The following is an 18615-nucleotide window of genomic DNA, read 5'->3' on the forward strand; positions in this document are numbered from 1 at the left end:
GTCTCAGCTGGTGGAGCCGGCCCGCAGCTTGGCCAGGTCGGCCTTGACGGTGTTGACGGGGATCGCGAAGCCGAGGCCGACGCTGCCCGCCTCGGACGACGAGGACGCGGAACTCGACGAATACATCGCGGAGTTGATTCCGACGATGTTGCCGCCGGCGTCGATCAGCGCGCCGCCGGAGTTGCCGGGGTTGAGGGACGCGTCGGTCTGGATCGCCTTGTAGGTCGTGGTGGACGACCCCGTGTCGCCGTTGAACTCCCGGCCGCCGAACTGGAACGGCCACTGGCCGTCGCCGCCCTGGTTCTGGCCCTGGTTCTCGTCGGTGGAGACGGTGACGTCACGGTTGAGGGCGGAGACGATGCCGCTGGTGACGGTGCCGGTCAGGCCCTCGGGCGAGCCGATCGCCACGACCGTGTCACCGACCTGGACCCCGTCGGAGTTGCCGAGGGCGGCGGCCTTGAGGCCGGAGGCGTTGTGCAGCTTGATGAGCGCGAGGTCCTTGGAGCTGTCGGTGCCGACGACCTCGGCGGTGTAGCTCTTGCCGTCGCTGGTCGTCGCCTTGATCGACGAGGCGCCGGAGACGACGTGGTTGTTGGTGACGATCTCGCCGTCGGACGTGATGATCACGCCGGAGCCGGTGGACGAGCCGTTGTCGAGCGTCGCCTTGATCTCGACGACACTCGGGCTGACCGCGGAGGCGATGGCGGCGACGTCGCCCTTCTTGCCGGCCGGCACCACGTTCGTGGTGGTGCTGGTGGCGACGGTGTCCTTGCTGGTCAGCTCCTGGAACGCGTACGCGGTGCCGCCGCCCACGGCCGCCGCGACCAGCGCGACCGCGGCGAGCAGGGCCGCCGTGCCCCGGCTGCGCTTTCGCTGCGGCGCGGGACCGGCGCCCGCCGGGACGGTGGGCAGGAGAGCGGTGCCGCCGCCGTGGCCGCCGTCGCCGCCCGTCGCGGTCGCGGGCGGCCGGACGGTGGTGCCCGGCTCGACGGTGATCGGCTGCGCGGGGCGGTGGGCCGGCGGGGCCGGCCACTGCGGGTCCACGGGGGTGGACGCGTGCTGCTGCTGGGGGTACGCGGCCTGGTAGGCGTCGCCCTGAGGGTTCTCGTACGCGCCGCTGCGGCGGAAGCTCTCGGTCATGACACAGAGCTTGTCCCGCGACCATGAGAGCTTCCTGAGTGCTCCCTGAGAAGCCCGGCAGAACCTTGTTCGCCCGATGTAAAGAGCGTTCCCGCCGCTCGGTGAGCGTTCTCAGCCGGCCTTCAGGAAGGCAGGTCGTCAGGAACGCGGGTTGTCAGGAGCGCGGGCCGTCGCTCACTCGCAGCCGCAGGACGTCCGGACCACCAGGCGCGACGGGAAGGTCTTCAGCCGCTCGCGACGCGACCCCGCCACCCGCAGCCCGTCGTCGAGGACGAGGTCCACGGCGGCCCGGGCCATCGCCGAGCGGTCCGACGCGATCGTCGTCAGCGGCGGGTCGGCCAGCGCCGCCTCCTTGATGTCGTCGAAGCCGGCCACCGCCAGCTCACCCGGCACGTCGAGGCGCAGCTCGCGCGCGGCACGCAGCAGACCGATCGCCTGGTCGTCGGTGGAGCAGAAGACCGCGGGCGGACGGTTCGGGCCGGACAGGACGTCCAGGGCCACCCGGTAGGCGTCGTAGCGGTTGTACGGCGCCTCGAACAGCCGGCCCTCCGTCGGGATCCCGGCCTCGGCCATCGCGCGCCGCCAGCCCTCGACGTGGTCGGAGACCGGGTCGCCGACCGCGGGGGTCTCGGCGGTGCCACCCATACAGGCGACGTACTCGTAGCCGTGTTCCAGGAGGTGGCGCACGGCGAGCTGGGCGCCGCCCAGGTCGTCCGTGACGACGGCGACGTCGTCGATCGCCTCGGGCCGCTCGTGCAGCAGCACCACCCGGGCGTCCCAGGCCTCGATCTCGGCGGCGGCCAGGTCGTTCAGCGCGTGGCTGACCAGGATCAGGCCCGAGACGCGCATGCCGAGGAAGGCCCGCAGATAGTGGACCTCGCGTTCGCTGATGTAGTCGGTGTTGCCGACGAGCACCATCTTCCCGCGCTCGGAGGCGGCCTGCTCGACCGCGTGCGCCATCTCCCCGAAGAAGGGCTGGCGGGCGTCCGGGATGATCAGGCCTATGAGGTCCGTGCGCCGCGAGGCCATGGCCTGGGCGACCCGGTCGGGCCGGTACCCCAGTTCCTTGATCGCGGCGAGGACACGCTCGCGCGTGGCCGGGGCGACCGGCCGGGGTCCGTTGTTGATGACATAGCTGACAACGGCGGTGGAAGTACCCGCCAGCCGCGCCACATCATCCCGAGTCACCTTGGCCACGCGCGGAGTCTACGCGGATGGACCCGCTCTGGGCAGGGCGTATCGCAGCTTCCCTGTGCGGAAGCAATGCCCCGGCCCGGCGTCGGCTATGCCTCGGCCGGTACCTCGGCGGTGTCCGGGACCGCCGATGTGCCCGCATCCTCCTGGTTCGGCCGGGCCGCCTTGGCCTTCGCCTCGTCCGAGGAACGGTCGCCCTTCTCGGGGGTAACGAATCGATAACCGACGTTTCGGACGGTGCCGATCAGGGACTCGTGCTCCGGTCCGAGTTTGGCGCGAAGCCGCCGTACGTGGACGTCGACGGTCCGGGTGCCGCCGAAGTAGTCGTAGCCCCAGACCTCCTGCAGCAGCTGGGCGCGGGTGAAGACGCGGCCCGGGTGCTGCGCGAGGTACTTGAGGAGCTCGAACTCCTTGAAGGTGAGGTCCAGGACGCGGCCCTTGAGCTTGGCGCTGTAGGTCGCCTCGTCGACGGACAGGTCGCCGTTGCGGATCTCCATGGGGGAGTCGTCGTTGACGATCTGCTGTCGGCCCATGGCCAGGCGCAGGCGCGCCTCCACCTCGGCGGGGCCGGCGGTGTCCAGCAGCACGTCGTCGATGCCCCAGTCGGCGGTGACGGCCGCGAGGCCGCCCTCGGTCACGACCAGGATCAGCGGACTGCCGGGGCCGGTGGAGCGCAGCAGCTGGCACAGGCTGCGCACCTGGGGCAGGTCGCGGCGTCCGTCGATCAGGATGACGTCGGCGCCCGGGGTGTCGACGAGCGCGGGTCCCTCCGCCGGAGCCACCCGCACGTTGTGCAGGAGCAGACCGAGGGCCGGAAGCACCTCCGTCGACGGCTGGAGGGCGTTGGTCAGGAGCAGCAGAGAACTCATAGGTCTGGTTCCTCCTCGGTCCCCGCGAGGACGTTTGTGGCACTTCGACACTGCTCTGCGATCCCGGTGCCCCGTACACCTGCGGTTTCCCGCTTCGTATACAACGCTTCCGAAAGCACAAAAGGACCCGGGGGCTGCGCTGCCCGAGTCCTCTGCCCAGCAGAATAGCCGACATGAGCAACGGTCCGGCAGGTCATGGGGCACGTTCCACCGTTTGTCCGAACTGCGAGACGAGCAGACGCACACCTATGCGGACGTTTCTGCACACGGCCGACGGGGTTTCCATCGATTCCGTATACAACCCGGGAGCGGTCGTATACGACGGGTCCCCGTCACCCTCCCGTGGCCTGGTGTTCGTCGTCGCGCACGGCTTCACCGGCGACGTCGACCGCCCGCACGTGCGCCGCGTGGCCTCCGTGCTCGCCCGGCACGGCGCCGTCGTCACCTTCTCCTTCCGGGGCCACGGCGCCTCCGGCGGCCGCTCCACGGTCGGCGACCGGGAGGTGCTCGACCTGGCGGCCGCCGTGGAGTGGGCGCGCGGGCTCGGGCACGCGCACGTGGTGACCGTCGGCTTCTCCATGGGCGGCTCGGTGGTGCTGCGGCACGCGGCCCTGTACCCGGGCGTCGACGCGGTGGTCTCGGTCAGCGCCCCGGCCCGGTGGTACTACCGGGGGACCGCCCCCATGCGCCGCCTGCACTGGCTGGTCACCCGCCCCGAGGGGCGCATGGTCGGCCGCTACGGCTTCCGTACCCGCATCCACCACCGCGAGTGGAACCCGGTGCCGCTGTCGCCGGTGGAGGCGGTCCCGAGGTTCGCGCCGACCCCGCTGCTGATCGTGCACGGCGACCGCGACGCCTACTTCCCCCTCGACCACCCCCGGATGCTGGCCGCCGCGGCCGGCGAGCACGCGGAACTCTGGCTGGAGCCCGGCATGGGCCACGCCGAGCACGCCGTCGACGAGGACCTGCTGTCCCGCATCGGGGACTGGGCGGCCGCCCGGGCGGGCCGGCCTGACGGGCTAGCCTGACGGGTGTTGATGTGCGGATGCCGATCCGCCGAGGACCAGAGGGACGAGATGGCAAAGGTCACGGTGCGCTATTGGGCCGCCGCGAAGGCCGCCGCCGGGGTGGCGGAGGAGCCGTACGACGCGGCGACCCTCGCCGAGGCGCTGGACGCCGTGCGCGAGCGACACCCCGGTGAACTGGCGCGCGTGCTGCTGCGATGTTCGTTCCTCATCGACGGTGACCCTGTGGGCACCCGCGGACATGAGACGGTACGGCTGGCCGAGGGCGGCACGGTCGAGGTGCTCCCACCGTTCGCAGGAGGGTGAGCGATGACCGATCAGCCGTATGAGGGCTACCAGGGGTACGAGGGCCATCAGGGGTACGCGGGTCACGACCCGTACCAGCAGGCACCGAACGCCGCTCCCCAGGCAGCGCAGGGATGGTCCGGCCAGCAGGGCTACGACCAGCAGGGCTACGGCCAGCAGGGCTACGGCCAGTCCGGCTACGGGTCCGCCGCCCACGGGGCCGCCGGTTCCGGCTACGGGACCCCTGGTTTCGACGCCGCCGGCTACGACCAGCAGCAGTACACCCAGCAGTGGCAGGGCCAGACCTGGGAGACGCAGGCGCACGCGCCGGTGTCCGCGGCGGAGACGGCGTACATGCCGCCGCAGAACTACGACCGGCCGCCCGTGGCCCCCGGCTATCAGCAGGCGGCCCCCGCCGCGCACCAGGGCCCGGTCGCTCCCCTGCACCAGCAAGGTCAGGCTGCTCCCCAGCACCAGCAGGTTCAGGCTCCCGTCCAGCAGCCGGAGCCCACCGCCGGCCCCGGCGCCGGGGCCGAGGATGCCGAGGGCGGGCCCACCTACGGTCCCGCCACGCTCGCCGGCAACTCCCGTGTCACCGACGCCCAGCGTGCCCGGATGGAAGGGCGTTCGCCGATCATCGAGCCCGGTATGCAGCCGGCCGCGCTGACGGCGGTGCTGGGCCTGCTGCTGGCCGGTACGGCGGCTGTCGGCTCGTACGCCCTGGTCGTACCACTGGTCGTGCTCCAGGCCGTCACGGCGGCGGGCTGGTTCCGGCTGAACGGCATGTGGCCGGCCCGGCAGGGCATCGCCCTCGCCTTCGCCGGCGGGCTCACGGCGGACGCGGCGGTGCTCGTGGCGGGCCGCGACCAGGCGCCGGCGGCGATCCTGGGCCCGCTGGGCGTCTGGGTCTTGCTGTCCCTGATCCTCCAGCTCCGCTCGCACGCCTCCCCGGACGAGCGCATGTACGGCCTGATGGCCACGGTCGCCTCCTCGGCCCTGGCGATCATCGCGACGGGCTACCTGGGCGCCGACGCGCACGCGGCGTCGGTGGGCGCGGCGGCCGTCGCGGTCGCCGTCCTGGCCCGGGCCCTGCCGCTGCCCACCCCGGCCTCCGTGGCCGTCTCCTTGCTCGCCGCGGCCGGCGCGGGGATCGCGGTGGGCGGCATGACCGGGCTGGGCGCGAAGGGCGCGCTGCTCGGCGCCGCCGCGGCGGTCTGTGCCCTGATCGGCCACCGGGTCGCGAGCTACGACTACCCGTCCCGGTTCGTGCACTTCACCGCGGGCGTCGCCCTCCCGCTGTCGGCGGCGGCGCCGGTGGTGTGGCTGCTGGGACGGGCGCTGGGCTGACCCGACGGGCGGGCCCCGGGCCCGCCCGTCACCCGCCGCCGTCCCGGGCGGCGTCCGGTGCCGCCTGTCACAGGTGATCGACAAATTCCCGGCGGCGGCGCCGCGCGCGGATACGGTTGAAGTCAGCCGACCGCCTAGCCGGGGGAACACCAGAATGCGCGCCCTGCGAATATTCCTGATCGTCGTCGTGATCATCGGCGCTCTGTTCGTGATCGCCGACCGCGTCGCGGTCCACTTCGCGGAGGGCGAGGCCGCGGACAAGCTGCGGACGACGGAGAACCTGGCCGCCACCCCGGACGTGTCCATCAAGGGCTTCCCCTTCCTCACCCAGGTCGCGGGCGGCTCGCTGGACGACGTCGAGGTCGGCATCAAGGACTACGAGGCGGCCACCGGCAACGGCGCCGAGAAGATCCGGATCGACGACCTGCAGGCCCATATGAAGGGCGTCGAGTTCTCCGGCGACTACAGCTCCGCCACCGCGGCCACCGCCACGGGCACCGCGACGGTCTCCTACGACGAGTTGCTGAAGACGGCCAAGTCCGAGCCGACCCCGGTCGCCCCCGGCGTCACCGCCCGCGTGGTCGGCCTCTCCGACGGCGGCAACGGCAAGATCAAGGTCGCGGTGGAGGTCAAGGTCCCGGCCCTCAAACTGCAGAAGACGCTCTACGCGCTCAGCTCGGTCACCGTCCAGGACAACAAGGTCAAGGTGCACGCCGACAACATGCCGAGCCTCGGCGGCATCGACCTCGCCGAGAACCGGGTCCGGGAGATCACCGACTTCCAGCAGGCCATCGACCAGTTGCCGGGCGGGATCCAGCTGGACAAGGTACAGGCGGCGCAGGACGGCGTGGACATCACCGTGAAGGGTTCCCACGTCAAGCTGGCCGGGTAGGAAACGCGGTGGTGGACGCCGGCCGTCCGAAAGGCGAGACGCCCACGTCCGTACCGTAGATGCGTGGCGCGAAACGAGCGCCCGGGAGCCGTGCGGCGGCACCCCGGGCGGTCATCTGTTCTCACATCGCGGACGATCGCATCTCAAAATACGACACCCCGGTGACACGCCCGGCTGTCCGTCCCTACGATCGACCGCATGAAGCGACAGGCGGATCTCACAAAGCGGCGGGCAGTAGACCTGTGCCGCGTTGCCGCCATGCTCTGTCGCCCCTTCTGAGCGGAAACTCGCGTCTTTCCGCATCCCTCGCCCGCCCTGCTGGAAGGGCACCCGTGCGCCGCCCCCGGCCCGAGCCGGAGTCCGCACCCTCACTTCGCACGCCCCGCCGCAACTGCCCCGGAGGAGAAAAGCATGAGCCGCAGCGACGTCCTGGTCGACGCCGACTGGCTTCAGGAGCACCTGGACGACTCGAACATCGCCGTCGTCGAGGTGGACGAGGACACGTCCGCCTACGAGAAGAACCACATCAAGAACGCCATCCGGATCGACTGGACCAAGGACCTTCAGGACCCGGTCCGCCGCGACTTCGTCGACCAGGAGGGCTTCGAGAAGCTCCTGTCGAAGAAGGGCATCGCCAACGACACCCTGGTGATCCTGTACGGCGGCAACAACAACTGGTTCGCCTCGTACGCCTACTGGTACTTCAAGCTGTACGGCCACGAGAACGTCAAGCTCCTCGACGGCGGCCGCAAGAAGTGGGAGCTGGACGCCCGCGAGCTGGTCGACGGCACCGACGTGCCCGAGCGCGCCGCCACCGACTACAAGGCCAAGGCGCAGGACGTCTCCATCCGCGCCTTCCGCGACGAGGTCGTCGCCGCGATCGGCTCGGAGAACCTGGTCGACGTCCGTTCGCCCGACGAGTTCTCCGGCAAGCTGCTCGCCCCGGCGCACCTGCCGCAGGAGCAGTCCCAGCGCCCCGGCCACGTGCCGACCGCCCGCAACATCCCGTGGTCCAAGAACGCCAACGACGACGGCACCTTCAAGTCGGACGACGAGCTCAAGGAGCTCTACGCCGAGGAGAGCGTCGACCTGGCCAAGGACACCATCGCCTACTGCCGCATCGGTGAGCGTTCCGCGCTGACCTGGTTCGTGCTGCACGAGCTGCTGGGCGTGCAGAACGTGAAGAACTACGACGGCTCCTGGACGGAGTACGGCTCCCTCGTCGGCGTGCCGATCGAGCTCGGCGCCAACAAGTAGGACCTTCGACCGACCTCTCTAGACCCCTCTCCAGCCCCTTCTTCAGGAGTAAGACATGTGTGGAGCGAAGGCCGGCGGCCCGGACGCCTCGACGATCAAGCCCGGTGAGACCACGATCCAGGGTCAGGTGACCCGCGACGGTGAGCCCGTGGTCGGCTACGTCCGTCTCCTCGACTCGACCGGCGAGTTCACCGCGGAGGTCCCGACCTCCGCCACCGGACAGTTCCGCTTCTACGCGGCCGAGGGCACCTGGACCCTGCGCGCCCTCGTGCCCGGCGCCACCGCCGACCGCACGGTCGTCGCCCAGCACGGCGGGCTGGCCGAGGTCGCGATCGCGGTCTGACGGACCCCGTACGGCTGAAGGGCCGCGCCCACCGGGTTGGACACCTCTCGGGCGCGGCCCTTCGGCATGCTCGGGCCTACGCTGGAAGCATGTACGCACGGCGACGGCACCTGTACTTCGCCATGATGGGGACCTGCGTCACGCTCTTCGTCCTGGCGTGGGCGGTCGTGCGTCTGTGGTCGATTCCCGCGGCCGTGGGCATGTGCCTGGTGGCCATGGTCATCCCGCCGGTGGCCGCGATGGTCGCCAACCGGCGGGGCCCCGACGACCGCTGGTGGGACGACCCGTCGGGCGATCCCCAGTCGGACGAGTGGTGGGACGAGCTGGACGGCAAGAAACGGCCGCGGTCCTAGGGCAGGCCCTGTGCGGCCGTTCCCGTGCCGGTCTCAGTAGACGAGGGCCTGGGTGTCGTCACCCATGATCTCCTGCACGAAGACCTGCGCGCCCGCGATCCGTACGCCCTCGATGACGTCCTTCTCCGTGATCTCGCGGCGGGCCGCGCACTGCGTGCACAGCGTCACGCCGCCACCGGCCAGGATCGAGTCGAGCAGGTCGGGCAGCGGGGCCGCGTGCGGCAGCTCGAACTCGGCGGCCCGTCCCGGCAGCGCGAACCACGAGGACTCACCGGTCAGCCACAGCGAGACCGGCACCCCACTGGCCACGGCCACCGCCGCGACCGTGAACGCCTGAGAGCAGCGTTCGGGAGCGTCGGCCCCCGCTGTCACCTTGATCACGAGCTTCTTCGCCATGCCGGAAGAGTAATGCGCGTCTTCACGGCCCGGATCGCGGTGGGCACCCCGCTTGTCGTTGCGTAGGGAGCGGCGGCGCTCCTTGGCCCGTCCGGGTGGACAACGGCGGGCGGATGGACCGGTATCGAACGGATGACGACCCCTCCGGCCGATCATGAGCACCGGCGGAACGAACCTGTCTCCGCCCTCTCATATCGCGTTCAGGGGTTGGTGTATGAACCGCACGCGCAGACCGGTGACCCGCCTCCGGCTGACGGGCCGTCGGCTGCCGGGGTTCCTGACCGCATTGCTGACGGCCTGTCTGTTGCCCGTGGCGTCAGGAGCGTTGCCGCTGCTGACGGCCTCGCCGGCGCGCGCCGACGTCACGACGGTCTCGACCGACACGCTCCGTACCGGCTGGGACTCCGACGAGCCCGGTCTGTCGCCCTCCCAGGTGTCCAGCTCCGACTTCGGCCGGCAGTTCTCCACCGCCGTGGACGGCCAGGTCTACGCCCAGCCCCTGGTGGCCGGAAAGACCGTCGTCGCCGCCACCGAGAACAACAAGGCCTACGGACTGGACTCGGCGACCGGAAAGATCAACTGGACGAGGGACTTCGGTGCGCCATGGCCGGCCTCGGCCATCGGCTGCGGTGACCTGACGCCCAACATCGGGGTGACCTCGACCCCCGTGTACGACCCGGCCACCAAGACCGTCTACCTCACCGCGAGGGTCAATGACGGTCCCGACACCAAGCATCCCAGCTGGTACATCCACGCCCTCGACGCGGCCACCGGTGCCGAGCGCAGCGGCTGGCCGGTGAAGGTGCAGGGCGCGCCCACGAACGACCCCGGCCACCCCTTCAACGCGTACAGCGCCGCCCAGCGCCCCGGCCTGCTCCTGATGAACGGATCGGTCTACGCGGGCTTCGCCTCGTACTGCGACCTCGGCACCTACGTCGGCTATGTGCTGGGCGTCAACACCACGACCCGTGCGACCACGCTGTGGGCCACCGAGGACTCCGCCGCCAACGGCATGGCCGGCATCTGGATGAGCGGCGGCGGCCTGGTCTCCGACGGGCCCGGCAGGATCTTCTTCACCACCGGCAACGGAGTCTCCCCGGCGCCCGGCCCCGGCTCGAAGCCTCCGGGCCAGCTCGCCGAGTCGGTGGTGCGGCTGGGCGTCAACAGCGACGGCACGATGTCCGCCCAGGACTTCTTCAGCCCCACCAACGCCCCGCAGCTCGACCAGAACGACACCGACCTCGGCTCGGGGGGTCCGGTCGCGCTGCCCGGCTCGCCCTTCGGCACGAGTCAGCATCCCCACCTCATGGTGCAGATCGGCAAGGACGGCCGGCTCTTCCTCCTCGACCGGGACAACCTCGGCGGCCGCAGCCAAGGGCCCGGCGGTACCGACGGGGTGCTCGGCAACTTCGGTCCGTACGAGGGCGTCTGGGGGCACCCGGCCGCGTACGGGGGCGAGGGCGGCTATGTGTACACGGTCGGCAGCCACGGCCCGCTGCGGGCCTTCGCCTACGGAGTCACGGGCTCGGGACTGCCCGCGCTGTCCAGTGCGGGCGCGAGTACCGGCAACTTCGACTACACCACGGGCTCGCCGGTGGTCACCTCCACGGGCACCACACCCGGTTCCGCCCTCGTCTGGGTTGTCTACCCGGACGGCAGCAACGGCCAGCTGCGGGCCTACGACGCCGTGCCGGTGAACGGAACGATGAAGCTGCGCTGGTCCGGCCCGATCGGCGTCGCGTCCAAGTTCACCGTGCCCGCCACCGACGGCGGACGGGTCTACGTCGGCACGAGGGACGGCCATGTGCTCGCCTTCGGCCGTCCGTCGAGTACCGCGCTGACCGGCAACCCGGTCGACTTCGGGAAGGTACAGGTGGGCAGTACCGGCAAGGCCACGGCCACCGTCACCGCGACCCGTGACGTGACCGTCACAGCGGTGTCCACGCAGTCGGGCAGCAGGTTCTCCGCCGCACCCACCGGTCTTCCGGCGACGCTGCACGCCGGCGACACGTACTCGGTGCCGGTCTCGTTCTCACCGACGACGTCCGGGGCGGACAGTTCGGTGCTGAACTTCACCACCGATGCCGGCACGATCGGGCTCGGCCTGACCGGATACGGGGTCCAGTCCGGCCTCAAGGCCGTCCCGGCCGCGCTGGCCTTCGGCACGGTGGCCACCGGCACGTCCAAGACCCTGGGCGTGAGCTTCACCAACACCGGCACCGAGGCCGAGACGATCTCGGCCACCAGTCCGCCGAGCGCCCCCTTCAGCGTCACCGGTCTGCCCGCGGCCGGCACCGTCGTCCAGCCCCAGCAGTCCGTCACCGTCCAGGTGAAGTACACCCCGACGGCCGCCGGCGACAACGCCGGGACGCTCTCGGTCACCGGGCAGAACGGCACGGCGACCGTGAACCTGACCGGCACGGCGGTGGTCGGACAGGCGCGGCTGACGGTCACGCCCACCTCCACCGACTTCGGGCAGGTACCGGTCGGACAGTCGGTCACCAGGACCTTCGACATCAGCAACACGGGCAACATCCCGCTCACCATCACCAAGGCGGCACCGCCCACGGCTCCGTTCCAGGTCAGCAACCCGCTCAGCGAGGGCCAGGTCATCGGCCCGGAGGACGTGGTGCACCAGGCCGTCACCTTCTCCCCGACCTCCGCCGGTGCCGCCACCGGCACCTACCTGCTCACCTCGGACGACGGCCGCGGCCCGCAGAACGAGACGCTCACCGGTACGGGAACCACGGCCGGCACCGGGGTCACCGTCCCGGCGCCATCGGCCGGCGGCTGGAAGCTCAACGGATCCGCGCAGCTCTCCGGCAACGACCTCCAGCTCACCCAGGCCGTGAGCAACCAGGCGGGCTCCGCGGTCTTCCCCGTCCCGGTGGTCACCGACGGCCTCAAGGCACAGTTCACGACCGTCATCGGCGGCGGGGGCGGCGCCGACGGTCTGACCTTCAGCCTCCTGGACCCGGCCAGGACCACCCCGACCGCGCTCGGCGGCACGGGAGGGAGCCTCGGCTGGTCGGGACAACCGGGTGTGGCGGTCACCTTCGACACGTACCGCAACGGGTCCGAACCGTCGGCGAACTTCGTCGGCATCGCCACCGCGGCAAGCGGCGACAACCTCACCTACGCGGCGACCACCACCGCCGTGCCCGACCTGCGCTCGGGCACCCACGCCGTCTCCGTCTCCGTCACGGGAACCACCCTCACGGTCACCATGGACGGCACGCAGCTGCTGCGGACCGCGGTGCCCTCGCTCGGCCCCACGGCCCTGCTGGCCTTCACCGGCGGCACCGGCGGGCTCACCGACATCCATACGGTCCGGAACGTGAGCATCACCGCCCCCGCCTACGCGGTGCCGCCGCCCGGGCCCAACGGCTGGACCTTCAACGGTTCGGCCGGGCTGTCCGGCACCAACCTGGTGCTCACCAAGACGGACGCCAACACCAAGGGGTCCGCCCTCCAGGCCACCGCCGTACCGTCGGCGCGGCTGCAGGCGCACTTCACCGCTTCGATCGGCGGAGGGAGTGGCGCCGACGGCATGGCCTTCCTCCTGCTCGATCCCGCCAAGGCGCCCCCCACGTCGCTGGGCGCGGGTGGCGGCGGCCTCGGTTATGCGGGACTGCCGGGCATCGCCGTCGCCCTGGACACCTTTCGCAACGGCAACGACCCTTCGAGCAACTTCGTCGGAGTGGCCGTCGGCGGTACCGGCGACACACTGCAGTACACGGCCACCTCGACCGCGATTCCTTCCCTGCGGTCCGGTACCCACGCGGTCGACGTGAGCGTGGCCGCCGGGCACCTGCTGGTCAGCCTGGACGGCCAGCAGATCATCGACACCGCGGTGACCCTGCCCCAGAACGTACGGGTCGGGTTCAGCGGGGCCACCGGCGGATACACGGACAATCACACGGTCCTCAGCGGCGTCAAGATCGCCTACTGAGGCTCCGGTGGGCTGGAGAGAGCACCATGCAGAGACCGATGACTCCCCTGCTGGCCGCACTGGCCGTCGCGTCCTGCATGGGCGCGGCCCCGCAGCAACACCCCGCGGCAGCACCCACGCCCCCGCCGCTGACCGTCATGGTCGCGGACACGGACGCCCTGGGCCGCGTCCTCACGGCTCCGGACGGACACACGCTCTACCGCTACGACCGCGAGGACGGCGGCACCGTCGCCTGTGTCACGACCTGCACGGACACCCGTAAGCCACTTCTCACCCGACCCGGTACCGAACTCCGGCTGCCGCCCGGCATCGTCGGCACCCTCGGCACGGTCTCCCGCCCCGACGGCGGCGATCAGGTCACCTACGACGGTTCGCCTCTCTACACATACGCCGCGGACGAGCAGCCGGTCGACGCCAACGGAGTGACCCTCCACTGGCATGTGATCCAGCCGCGCAATGTCCCGGCGGCCCCGGCTGTGGCGGCACCAGGGGGGTGACATCAAGTCGTAACCGAACTCCCGTACAACCACGGGTGTTACCCGAGAGTCTCTGTGAAGCGCGCACACGGAATGCGCGCTTCACGCTGTGTGGGGGGACGTCTTGGAAGTACCCGAGAGAGCGGAAGAAGAAGTCGGAGCGGTGGGGGCGATAGGCCCGGTCGAGGCGGCGGGGGCGACCGCCGAGGCGGAGCGGGCGGCCGAGTCGCCTCAGGCCTTCGCGCCGCTTCCCCGGCGGCGGGGCCGCACGACGCTGATGATCGCCACGGCCGCCGTACTCGGCGTCGTGACAGGCACCTGCACCGGCTTTCTGATCCAGGCCGGACGCGAGCCCACCGCGCTGCCCCCGCTCTCGCAGCCCGTGGTCGACCAGGCCAAGGGCGAGCCCGAGCCGCTGTCGGCCGCGCAGGACCGCCGGGTCAGGACCGACGGCGACCTGCGCAAGCTTCTCGTTCCGCGGCCCGAGGGTGCCCGGGACACGAAGTACGTGGTGGACGTCGACGGCTGGGTGGACCTCCCCGCGTACGCGGACAGTTACGAGAGGCCGGGCAACGCGTTCAACAACCTCGTCGACGACGAGATCCGCCGCGTGGCCGCCACCTCGTGGCGGGTGGGCGACGCGCACGATGTCGAGATCCACCTCGTGCAGTTCCGGCAGGAGAGCAAGCCGGCGGCGTCCGAGTGGGCCGCGAACGGCTCCTACTGGGCCGAGCACCGGGGCGACGCTCGCAGCTGGCCCGTCCCCGGCACCGGGGACGGGAACGGGATGGCGTTCGTGCAGGACACTCCCGACCGGAAGGCGGGCTACCTCCCGCTGTACATGGCCCAGGCGTACGCCTGGCGCGGCGATGTCTGCATGGAGGTCGAGATCTACGACAGCAGGCCGATACCCAAGGCGGAGATCATGGAACTGGCCGAGCGGCAGTTGGGGCGGCTGTGAGCGAGAACCCCGAGACCTCCGAGATTCCCGGGACCCACGAGATCATCGAGAGCGGCGCGGCCGAGTCCGCGGCCGAGTCCGGCGCCGGCAAGCCCGTTCGCACCGTCCGCACCGGCCGTATCGCCGCCGTGGCCGGCCCTCTGCTGCTCGCCGGCGCGCTGCTGATCAGCGGCGTCGGCTACACCGTCCTGACCGTGCAGGACGCGGACCGCGACCCCGGCAGGCCCACGTGGAGGTTTCCGGCGGCCGCCGAGGACGACGAGAAGTCCGCGAAGGACGACACGAAGTCCGGGTCGGGGCTCAGCGCGCTGCTCCTGCCGTTCGGAACCGACGACTCGAAGCGCGGACCCGACGTCCAGGGGTTCGGCGCCGACGCCGAGCTCAGCGGGGCGCAGGCCACCGCCGTGCGCAAGGAGTCGCTCAAGGACCTGCCCGGATCCACACGCCGGGAACTGGAGAAGCTGATCGACAAGCAGCGCATCCGGGGCATCGCGATGCGGAGCTACGTCTTCGGCCGAACTGCTTACAACAACAGGGACGTGATCACGATCGGTGTCACGGTGGAGCGCCTGGACAACCGCACCGCCGTGCGCCGGATGGCGACCTCCTTCAACGCCTTCCTCGCCGCCACGGACGTCTTCCGCAAGGGCCCGAAGATCGAGGGCCACAAGGATGCGCGGTGCTTCCTGACGCCCAAGGGCGGCGACGACGACCTGGGCAGCGCGTTCTGCACTGCGTACGTCGGAAACGTGCTGGTCAGCGTCACGGCGGACGCGCCGGACCCGGTCGACGGGAAGTTCGTCGCCAAGTTCTTCGCCGCACAACTCGACCGCATCGACGATCCGGGACAGGCCGTATGAGCGATCAACCGCAGACGGCGGCGGACACCTCCCAGCCGGCCGCCCAGCCGCCCGCCCCGCAGTCCCCCGCAAGGGACCGCCGCGCCCTGCGCGCCGTACTTCGGTGGACCGCCGTCGTCACGGCGTTCGCCGCGCTCGGGGCGGGCGCGGCGTACGGGATCACGCGTATGGACCGCACCGACGTGCCCGGTCTCGCCACCGAGTCGGACGGGCGCTGGGCGTACCCGGAGATCACCAGGCCGCCGCTGCCGTCCGGCAGCCCGAGCCCGTTCGCCAAGAGGAACTGGGCCAAGTCACACTTCGCGGACCTGCGCGCGCTGCTGCTGCCCGCGCCCGAGGGGGCGACGGACGACAAGGGGCTGCGGGGCAGGGACGGCTGGCTTGCCACGAAGGACTTCCTGGCGGTGTTCCAGGCGCAGGGGGACCGGGACGACGCGAACCAGCTGCTCGTCGACTACGGGTTGCGGCACGTGGCGGCCCGTGGCTGGACCACCACGGACGGCACGCACACCCGCATCTACCTGCTGCAGTTCGACACGGGAACGGTGGCCGACACCGTCTACGGGAAGTTCACCGGGTACGACTCGCCCGTGTTCGCCGCGCGCGGCGCCGCCGCGACCGAGTTCGACGACGGCTACCCGAGCGCCGCCGACATCGAGGACGTCCAGCGCCACGCCTACGACGAGGTGAAGCCGTACGGCGCCGAGCACGTCCGGCAGGCCTACGTCCGCGCCGGGGACGTCATCGCCGTGGTCGTCCAGTCCCGCAAGGGCACCGCCGCCGCCGTCCCGTTCCAGCAGACCGTGGTCCTGCAGAGCGAGCTGCTCGACTGACCCCGCCGCAAGGGCCCACCTCGCAGGGAGGGCCGGGCCCCGGCCGCGTAAGCTGGGGCCCGGTCCTGTGTACGTACCGCACCTGCTCAACCGAGGAGCACCCGTGGAGATCTTCTTCGAAACCCTGCTGGTCCTGGTCTGCGTCGGCGTCCTCGCCTTCGCCGGTCTGACCGTGAAGAAGCTGTACCAGGGCCAGCGCTGACCCACACCTTAGGAAAAGCTGCCGCTCATGATCGAGATCCCGTCCGACCTCCACAAGGACCTGGTTCCGCTCGCCTTCCTGCTCGGCAACTGGGCCGGCGCGGGTGTGCACGACTTCCCCGGCTCAGAGAAGTGCAACTTCGGGCAGGAGGTCACCTTCACCCATGACGGCCGGGACTTCCTGGAGTACCGGTCCCACACCTGGGTGCTGGACAACGACGGGAACAAGGTCCGCCCGTTGGAGTCGGAGTCCGGCTTCTGGCGGATCGACGCCGGCCGCAAGGTCGAGGTCACGATGACCCGCGACGACGGCGTCATCGAAATCTGGTACGGCGACCTCGCCGACAAGAAGCCGCAGATCGACCTGGTCACGGACGCGGTGGCACGCACCGCCGCCTCCCGGCCCTACAGCGGCGGCAAGCGGCTGTACGGCTACGTCAAGAGCGACCTCATGTGGGTCGGCGAGAAGCAGACCCCCGAGGTCGAGCTGCGCCCCTACATGTCGGCCCACCTGAAGAAGGTCGTCACCCCGGAAGAGGTCGAGCGCTGGGCCAAGGCCCTGCCCGACGACATGCCGGACGACGGGATCGCCTTCTTCAAGTAGACGGGAAGCGGTCCGCGCGACAGCGGGGGCCGTGGCGCCGGTGGTCCTAGACTTTCAGTGTGGTGAGCACCGACTGGAAGAGCGACCTGAGGCAACGCGGCTACCGACTGACGCCGCAGCGACAGCTTGTCCTCGAAGCCGTGGACACCCTGGAGCACGCCACCCCCGACGACATCCTCGTGGAAGTGAGGAAGACGGCGTCGGGGGTCAACATCTCCACCGTGTACCGCACGCTGGAGCTGCTCGAAGAGCTCGGCCTGGTCAGCCACGCCCATCTGGGGCACGGAGCGCCCACGTACCACCTCGCGGACCGCCATCACCACATCCACCTGGTCTGCCGGGACTGCCAGAACGTGATCGAGGCGGACGTCGACGTGGCCGCCGACTTCACCGCCAAGCTCCGCGAAACCTTCGGCTTCGACACGGACATGAAGCATTTCGCGATCTTCGGCCGCTGCAGGGACTGCACACTCAAGGCCTCGATGACCAAGTCGTAGGCTTACCCGTATGAAGAGCCCCCTGCTGACCCTGCCCGGCGCCGTCCCCGCCGAAGGTGTGGACGAAGGTGTCGCCGCGCACTACGGCGACCTGTTCCGGGAGCAGCGCGCCCTCGCCGACGGCACCGGATTCGTCGACCTCTCCCACCGCGGCGTGATCACCGTGACCGGCGAGGACCGGCTGAGCTGGCTGCACCTCCTGCTCACCCAGCACGTCAGCGAACTGCCCGTGGGTCAGGCCACCGAGGCGCTGGTCCTGTCGGCGCACGGCCACATCGAGCACGCGCTGTACCTGGTGGACGACGGCACGACCGTCTGGGCCCACGTCGAGCCGGGCACCCAGGAGGCGCTGATCGCGTACCTGGAGTCGATGAAGTTCTTCTACCGCGTCGAAGTCGCCGACCGCACGGCCGACTTCGCGGTCGTCAGCCTGCCGGCCGGTTCGATCGCCGAGGTCCCGGAGGGCGTCGTCGTCCGCGAGACGGCGTACGGCCGTGATCTCTTCCTGCCCCGCGCGGACCTGGAGGCGTACGCGGAGAAGGCCGGCCCGGCCGCCGGCATCCTCGCCCACGAGGCCCTGCGCGTCGAGCAGCACCGGCCCCGCATCGGCTTCGAGACCGACCACCGCACCATCCCGCACGAGCTGGGCTGGATCGGGACGGCCGTGCACCTCCAGAAGGGCTGCTACCGCGGTCAGGAGACGGTCGCCCGGGTGCAGAACCTGGGCAAGCCGCCGCGCCGCCTGGTGTTCCTGCACCTGGACGGCAGCGAGGTCCATCTCCCGGTGCACGGCACGGAGATCCGCCTCGCGGACGACGACCCCGACGGCCGCAAGATCGGCTTCATCACGACGTCCGTCCGCCATCACGAACTGGGCCCGATCGCGCTGGCCCTGGTCAAGCGGAACGTACCGGTGGACGCGCGGCTGATGGCGGGCGAGACGGCGGCCGCCCAGGAGACGGTCGTAGAGCCGTAGAGCCGTAGAGCCGTGGGGCCGTGGCAGTGCAGAGCCGTAGAGTCTCGGGCCCGGCCCGTCCTAGGGCGTGTATCGAAAGTGAATCTTGCACGTGGGATGATCTTGGTTCGTGACGCGTGGTGATCTGACGGATGTGCAATGGGCGGTGCTGGAA

Annotated in this window: 20 protein-coding genes; 16 read left to right on the forward strand and 4 right to left on the reverse strand. The window is 70.8% G+C overall.

Going from position 1 to position 18615, the window contains the following annotated elements:
- Positions 1–3: 3 nt before the first annotated feature.
- The 3 genes from ACWGKT_RS41335 to ACWGKT_RS41345 form a co-directional block, all read right to left on the reverse strand.
- The gene (locus ACWGKT_RS41335; protein WP_453277729.1) at positions 4–1140 is read right to left on the reverse strand and encodes a S1C family serine protease; all 1137 of its coding nucleotides are present in this window, start codon (positions 1138–1140) and stop codon (positions 4–6) included.
- 174 nt (positions 1141–1314) lie between these two features.
- A complete protein-coding gene (locus tag ACWGKT_RS41340; protein ID WP_235453531.1) occupies positions 1315–2337 on the reverse strand; it encodes a LacI family DNA-binding transcriptional regulator in 1023 nt (340 codons plus the stop codon).
- 86 nt (positions 2338–2423) lie between these two features.
- Positions 2424–3203 (reverse strand): winged helix-turn-helix transcriptional regulator, encoded by a 780-nt coding sequence (locus tag ACWGKT_RS41345; RefSeq protein ID WP_453277730.1) that lies wholly within the window; start codon positions 3201–3203, stop codon positions 2424–2426.
- Between the two features lie 173 nt (positions 3204–3376).
- Here ACWGKT_RS41345 and ACWGKT_RS41350 point away from each other — a divergent pair, with 173 nt between their 5' ends.
- From ACWGKT_RS41350 to ACWGKT_RS41385, 8 genes are all read left to right on the forward strand, one after another.
- A complete protein-coding gene (locus ACWGKT_RS41350; protein ID WP_453277731.1) occupies positions 3377–4231 on the forward strand; it encodes an alpha/beta hydrolase in 855 nt (284 codons plus the stop codon).
- A 48-nt stretch (positions 4232–4279) separates the two neighbouring features.
- Positions 4280–4534: a MoaD/ThiS family protein gene (locus ACWGKT_RS41355; protein WP_356148927.1), complete on the forward strand. Its 255-nt coding sequence runs from the start codon at positions 4280–4282 to the stop codon at positions 4532–4534.
- A gap of 3 nt (positions 4535–4537) precedes the next feature.
- A complete protein-coding gene (locus ACWGKT_RS41360) occupies positions 4538–5860 on the forward strand; it encodes a hypothetical protein (protein WP_453277732.1) in 1323 nt (440 codons plus the stop codon).
- Between the two features lie 154 nt (positions 5861–6014).
- Positions 6015–6752 (forward strand): LmeA family phospholipid-binding protein, encoded by a 738-nt coding sequence (locus ACWGKT_RS41365; protein WP_453277733.1) that lies wholly within the window; start codon positions 6015–6017, stop codon positions 6750–6752.
- 198 nt (positions 6753–6950) lie between these two features.
- A complete protein-coding gene (locus tag ACWGKT_RS41370) occupies positions 6951–7031 on the forward strand; it encodes an Ms5788A family Cys-rich leader peptide (protein ID WP_350751515.1) in 81 nt (26 codons plus the stop codon).
- 132 nt (positions 7032–7163) lie between these two features.
- Positions 7164–8009 carry a sulfurtransferase gene (locus ACWGKT_RS41375; RefSeq protein WP_356148936.1) on the forward strand — a complete coding sequence of 282 codons (846 nt, stop codon included), beginning with the start codon at positions 7164–7166 and terminating at the stop codon, positions 8007–8009.
- Between the two features lie 55 nt (positions 8010–8064).
- Positions 8065–8352 carry a DUF1416 domain-containing protein gene (locus ACWGKT_RS41380; RefSeq protein ID WP_356148938.1) on the forward strand — a complete coding sequence of 96 codons (288 nt, stop codon included), beginning with the start codon at positions 8065–8067 and terminating at the stop codon, positions 8350–8352.
- An 89-nt stretch (positions 8353–8441) separates the two neighbouring features.
- Positions 8442–8705 carry a DUF3099 domain-containing protein gene (locus tag ACWGKT_RS41385; protein ID WP_356148941.1) on the forward strand — a complete coding sequence of 88 codons (264 nt, stop codon included), beginning with the start codon at positions 8442–8444 and terminating at the stop codon, positions 8703–8705.
- A gap of 33 nt (positions 8706–8738) precedes the next feature.
- Here the strand turns inward: ACWGKT_RS41385 and ACWGKT_RS41390 are convergent, their stop codons facing one another.
- Entirely contained in the window at positions 8739–9101 is a 363-nt protein-coding gene (locus tag ACWGKT_RS41390) for a DsrE family protein (RefSeq protein WP_235453540.1), read from the reverse strand.
- Positions 9102–9315: 214 nt separating this feature from the next.
- Here ACWGKT_RS41390 and ACWGKT_RS41395 point away from each other — a divergent pair, with 214 nt between their 5' ends.
- The 8 genes from ACWGKT_RS41395 to ygfZ all read left to right on the forward strand — a co-directional run bounded on the left by ACWGKT_RS41395 (position 9316) and on the right by ygfZ (position 18461).
- The gene (locus tag ACWGKT_RS41395; RefSeq protein WP_453277734.1) at positions 9316–13053 is read left to right on the forward strand and encodes a choice-of-anchor D domain-containing protein; all 3738 of its coding nucleotides are present in this window, start codon (positions 9316–9318) and stop codon (positions 13051–13053) included.
- A gap of 26 nt (positions 13054–13079) precedes the next feature.
- Complete coding sequence (locus ACWGKT_RS41400) at positions 13080–13550, forward strand: COG4315 family predicted lipoprotein (protein WP_453277735.1); 471 nt, start codon at positions 13080–13082, stop codon at positions 13548–13550.
- A gap of 142 nt (positions 13551–13692) precedes the next feature.
- Positions 13693–14490 (forward strand): hypothetical protein, encoded by a 798-nt coding sequence (locus tag ACWGKT_RS41405; protein ID WP_453277736.1) that lies wholly within the window; start codon positions 13693–13695, stop codon positions 14488–14490.
- Positions 14487–15350 (forward strand): hypothetical protein, encoded by an 864-nt coding sequence (locus ACWGKT_RS41410; RefSeq protein WP_453277737.1) that lies wholly within the window; start codon positions 14487–14489, stop codon positions 15348–15350. The genes ACWGKT_RS41405 and ACWGKT_RS41410 overlap by 4 nt, the downstream gene beginning before the upstream one ends.
- Positions 15347–16183, forward strand: a complete 837-nt coding sequence (locus ACWGKT_RS41415; RefSeq protein WP_453277738.1) for a hypothetical protein — start codon at positions 15347–15349, stop codon at positions 16181–16183. The genes ACWGKT_RS41410 and ACWGKT_RS41415 overlap by 4 nt, the downstream gene beginning before the upstream one ends.
- A gap of 229 nt (positions 16184–16412) precedes the next feature.
- The gene (locus tag ACWGKT_RS41420) at positions 16413–16988 is read left to right on the forward strand and encodes an FABP family protein (protein ID WP_235453546.1); all 576 of its coding nucleotides are present in this window, start codon (positions 16413–16415) and stop codon (positions 16986–16988) included.
- A gap of 59 nt (positions 16989–17047) precedes the next feature.
- Positions 17048–17485, forward strand: coding sequence for a Fur family transcriptional regulator (locus ACWGKT_RS41425; RefSeq protein ID WP_453277739.1), 438 nt, complete (start codon positions 17048–17050; stop codon positions 17483–17485).
- A 10-nt stretch (positions 17486–17495) separates the two neighbouring features.
- Positions 17496–18461: a CAF17-like 4Fe-4S cluster assembly/insertion protein YgfZ gene (gene ygfZ, locus ACWGKT_RS41430; protein WP_453277740.1), complete on the forward strand. Its 966-nt coding sequence runs from the start codon at positions 17496–17498 to the stop codon at positions 18459–18461.
- Positions 18462–18615: the final 154 nt, after the last annotated feature.

Source organism: Streptomyces sp. NPDC054794, assembly GCF_053611585.1.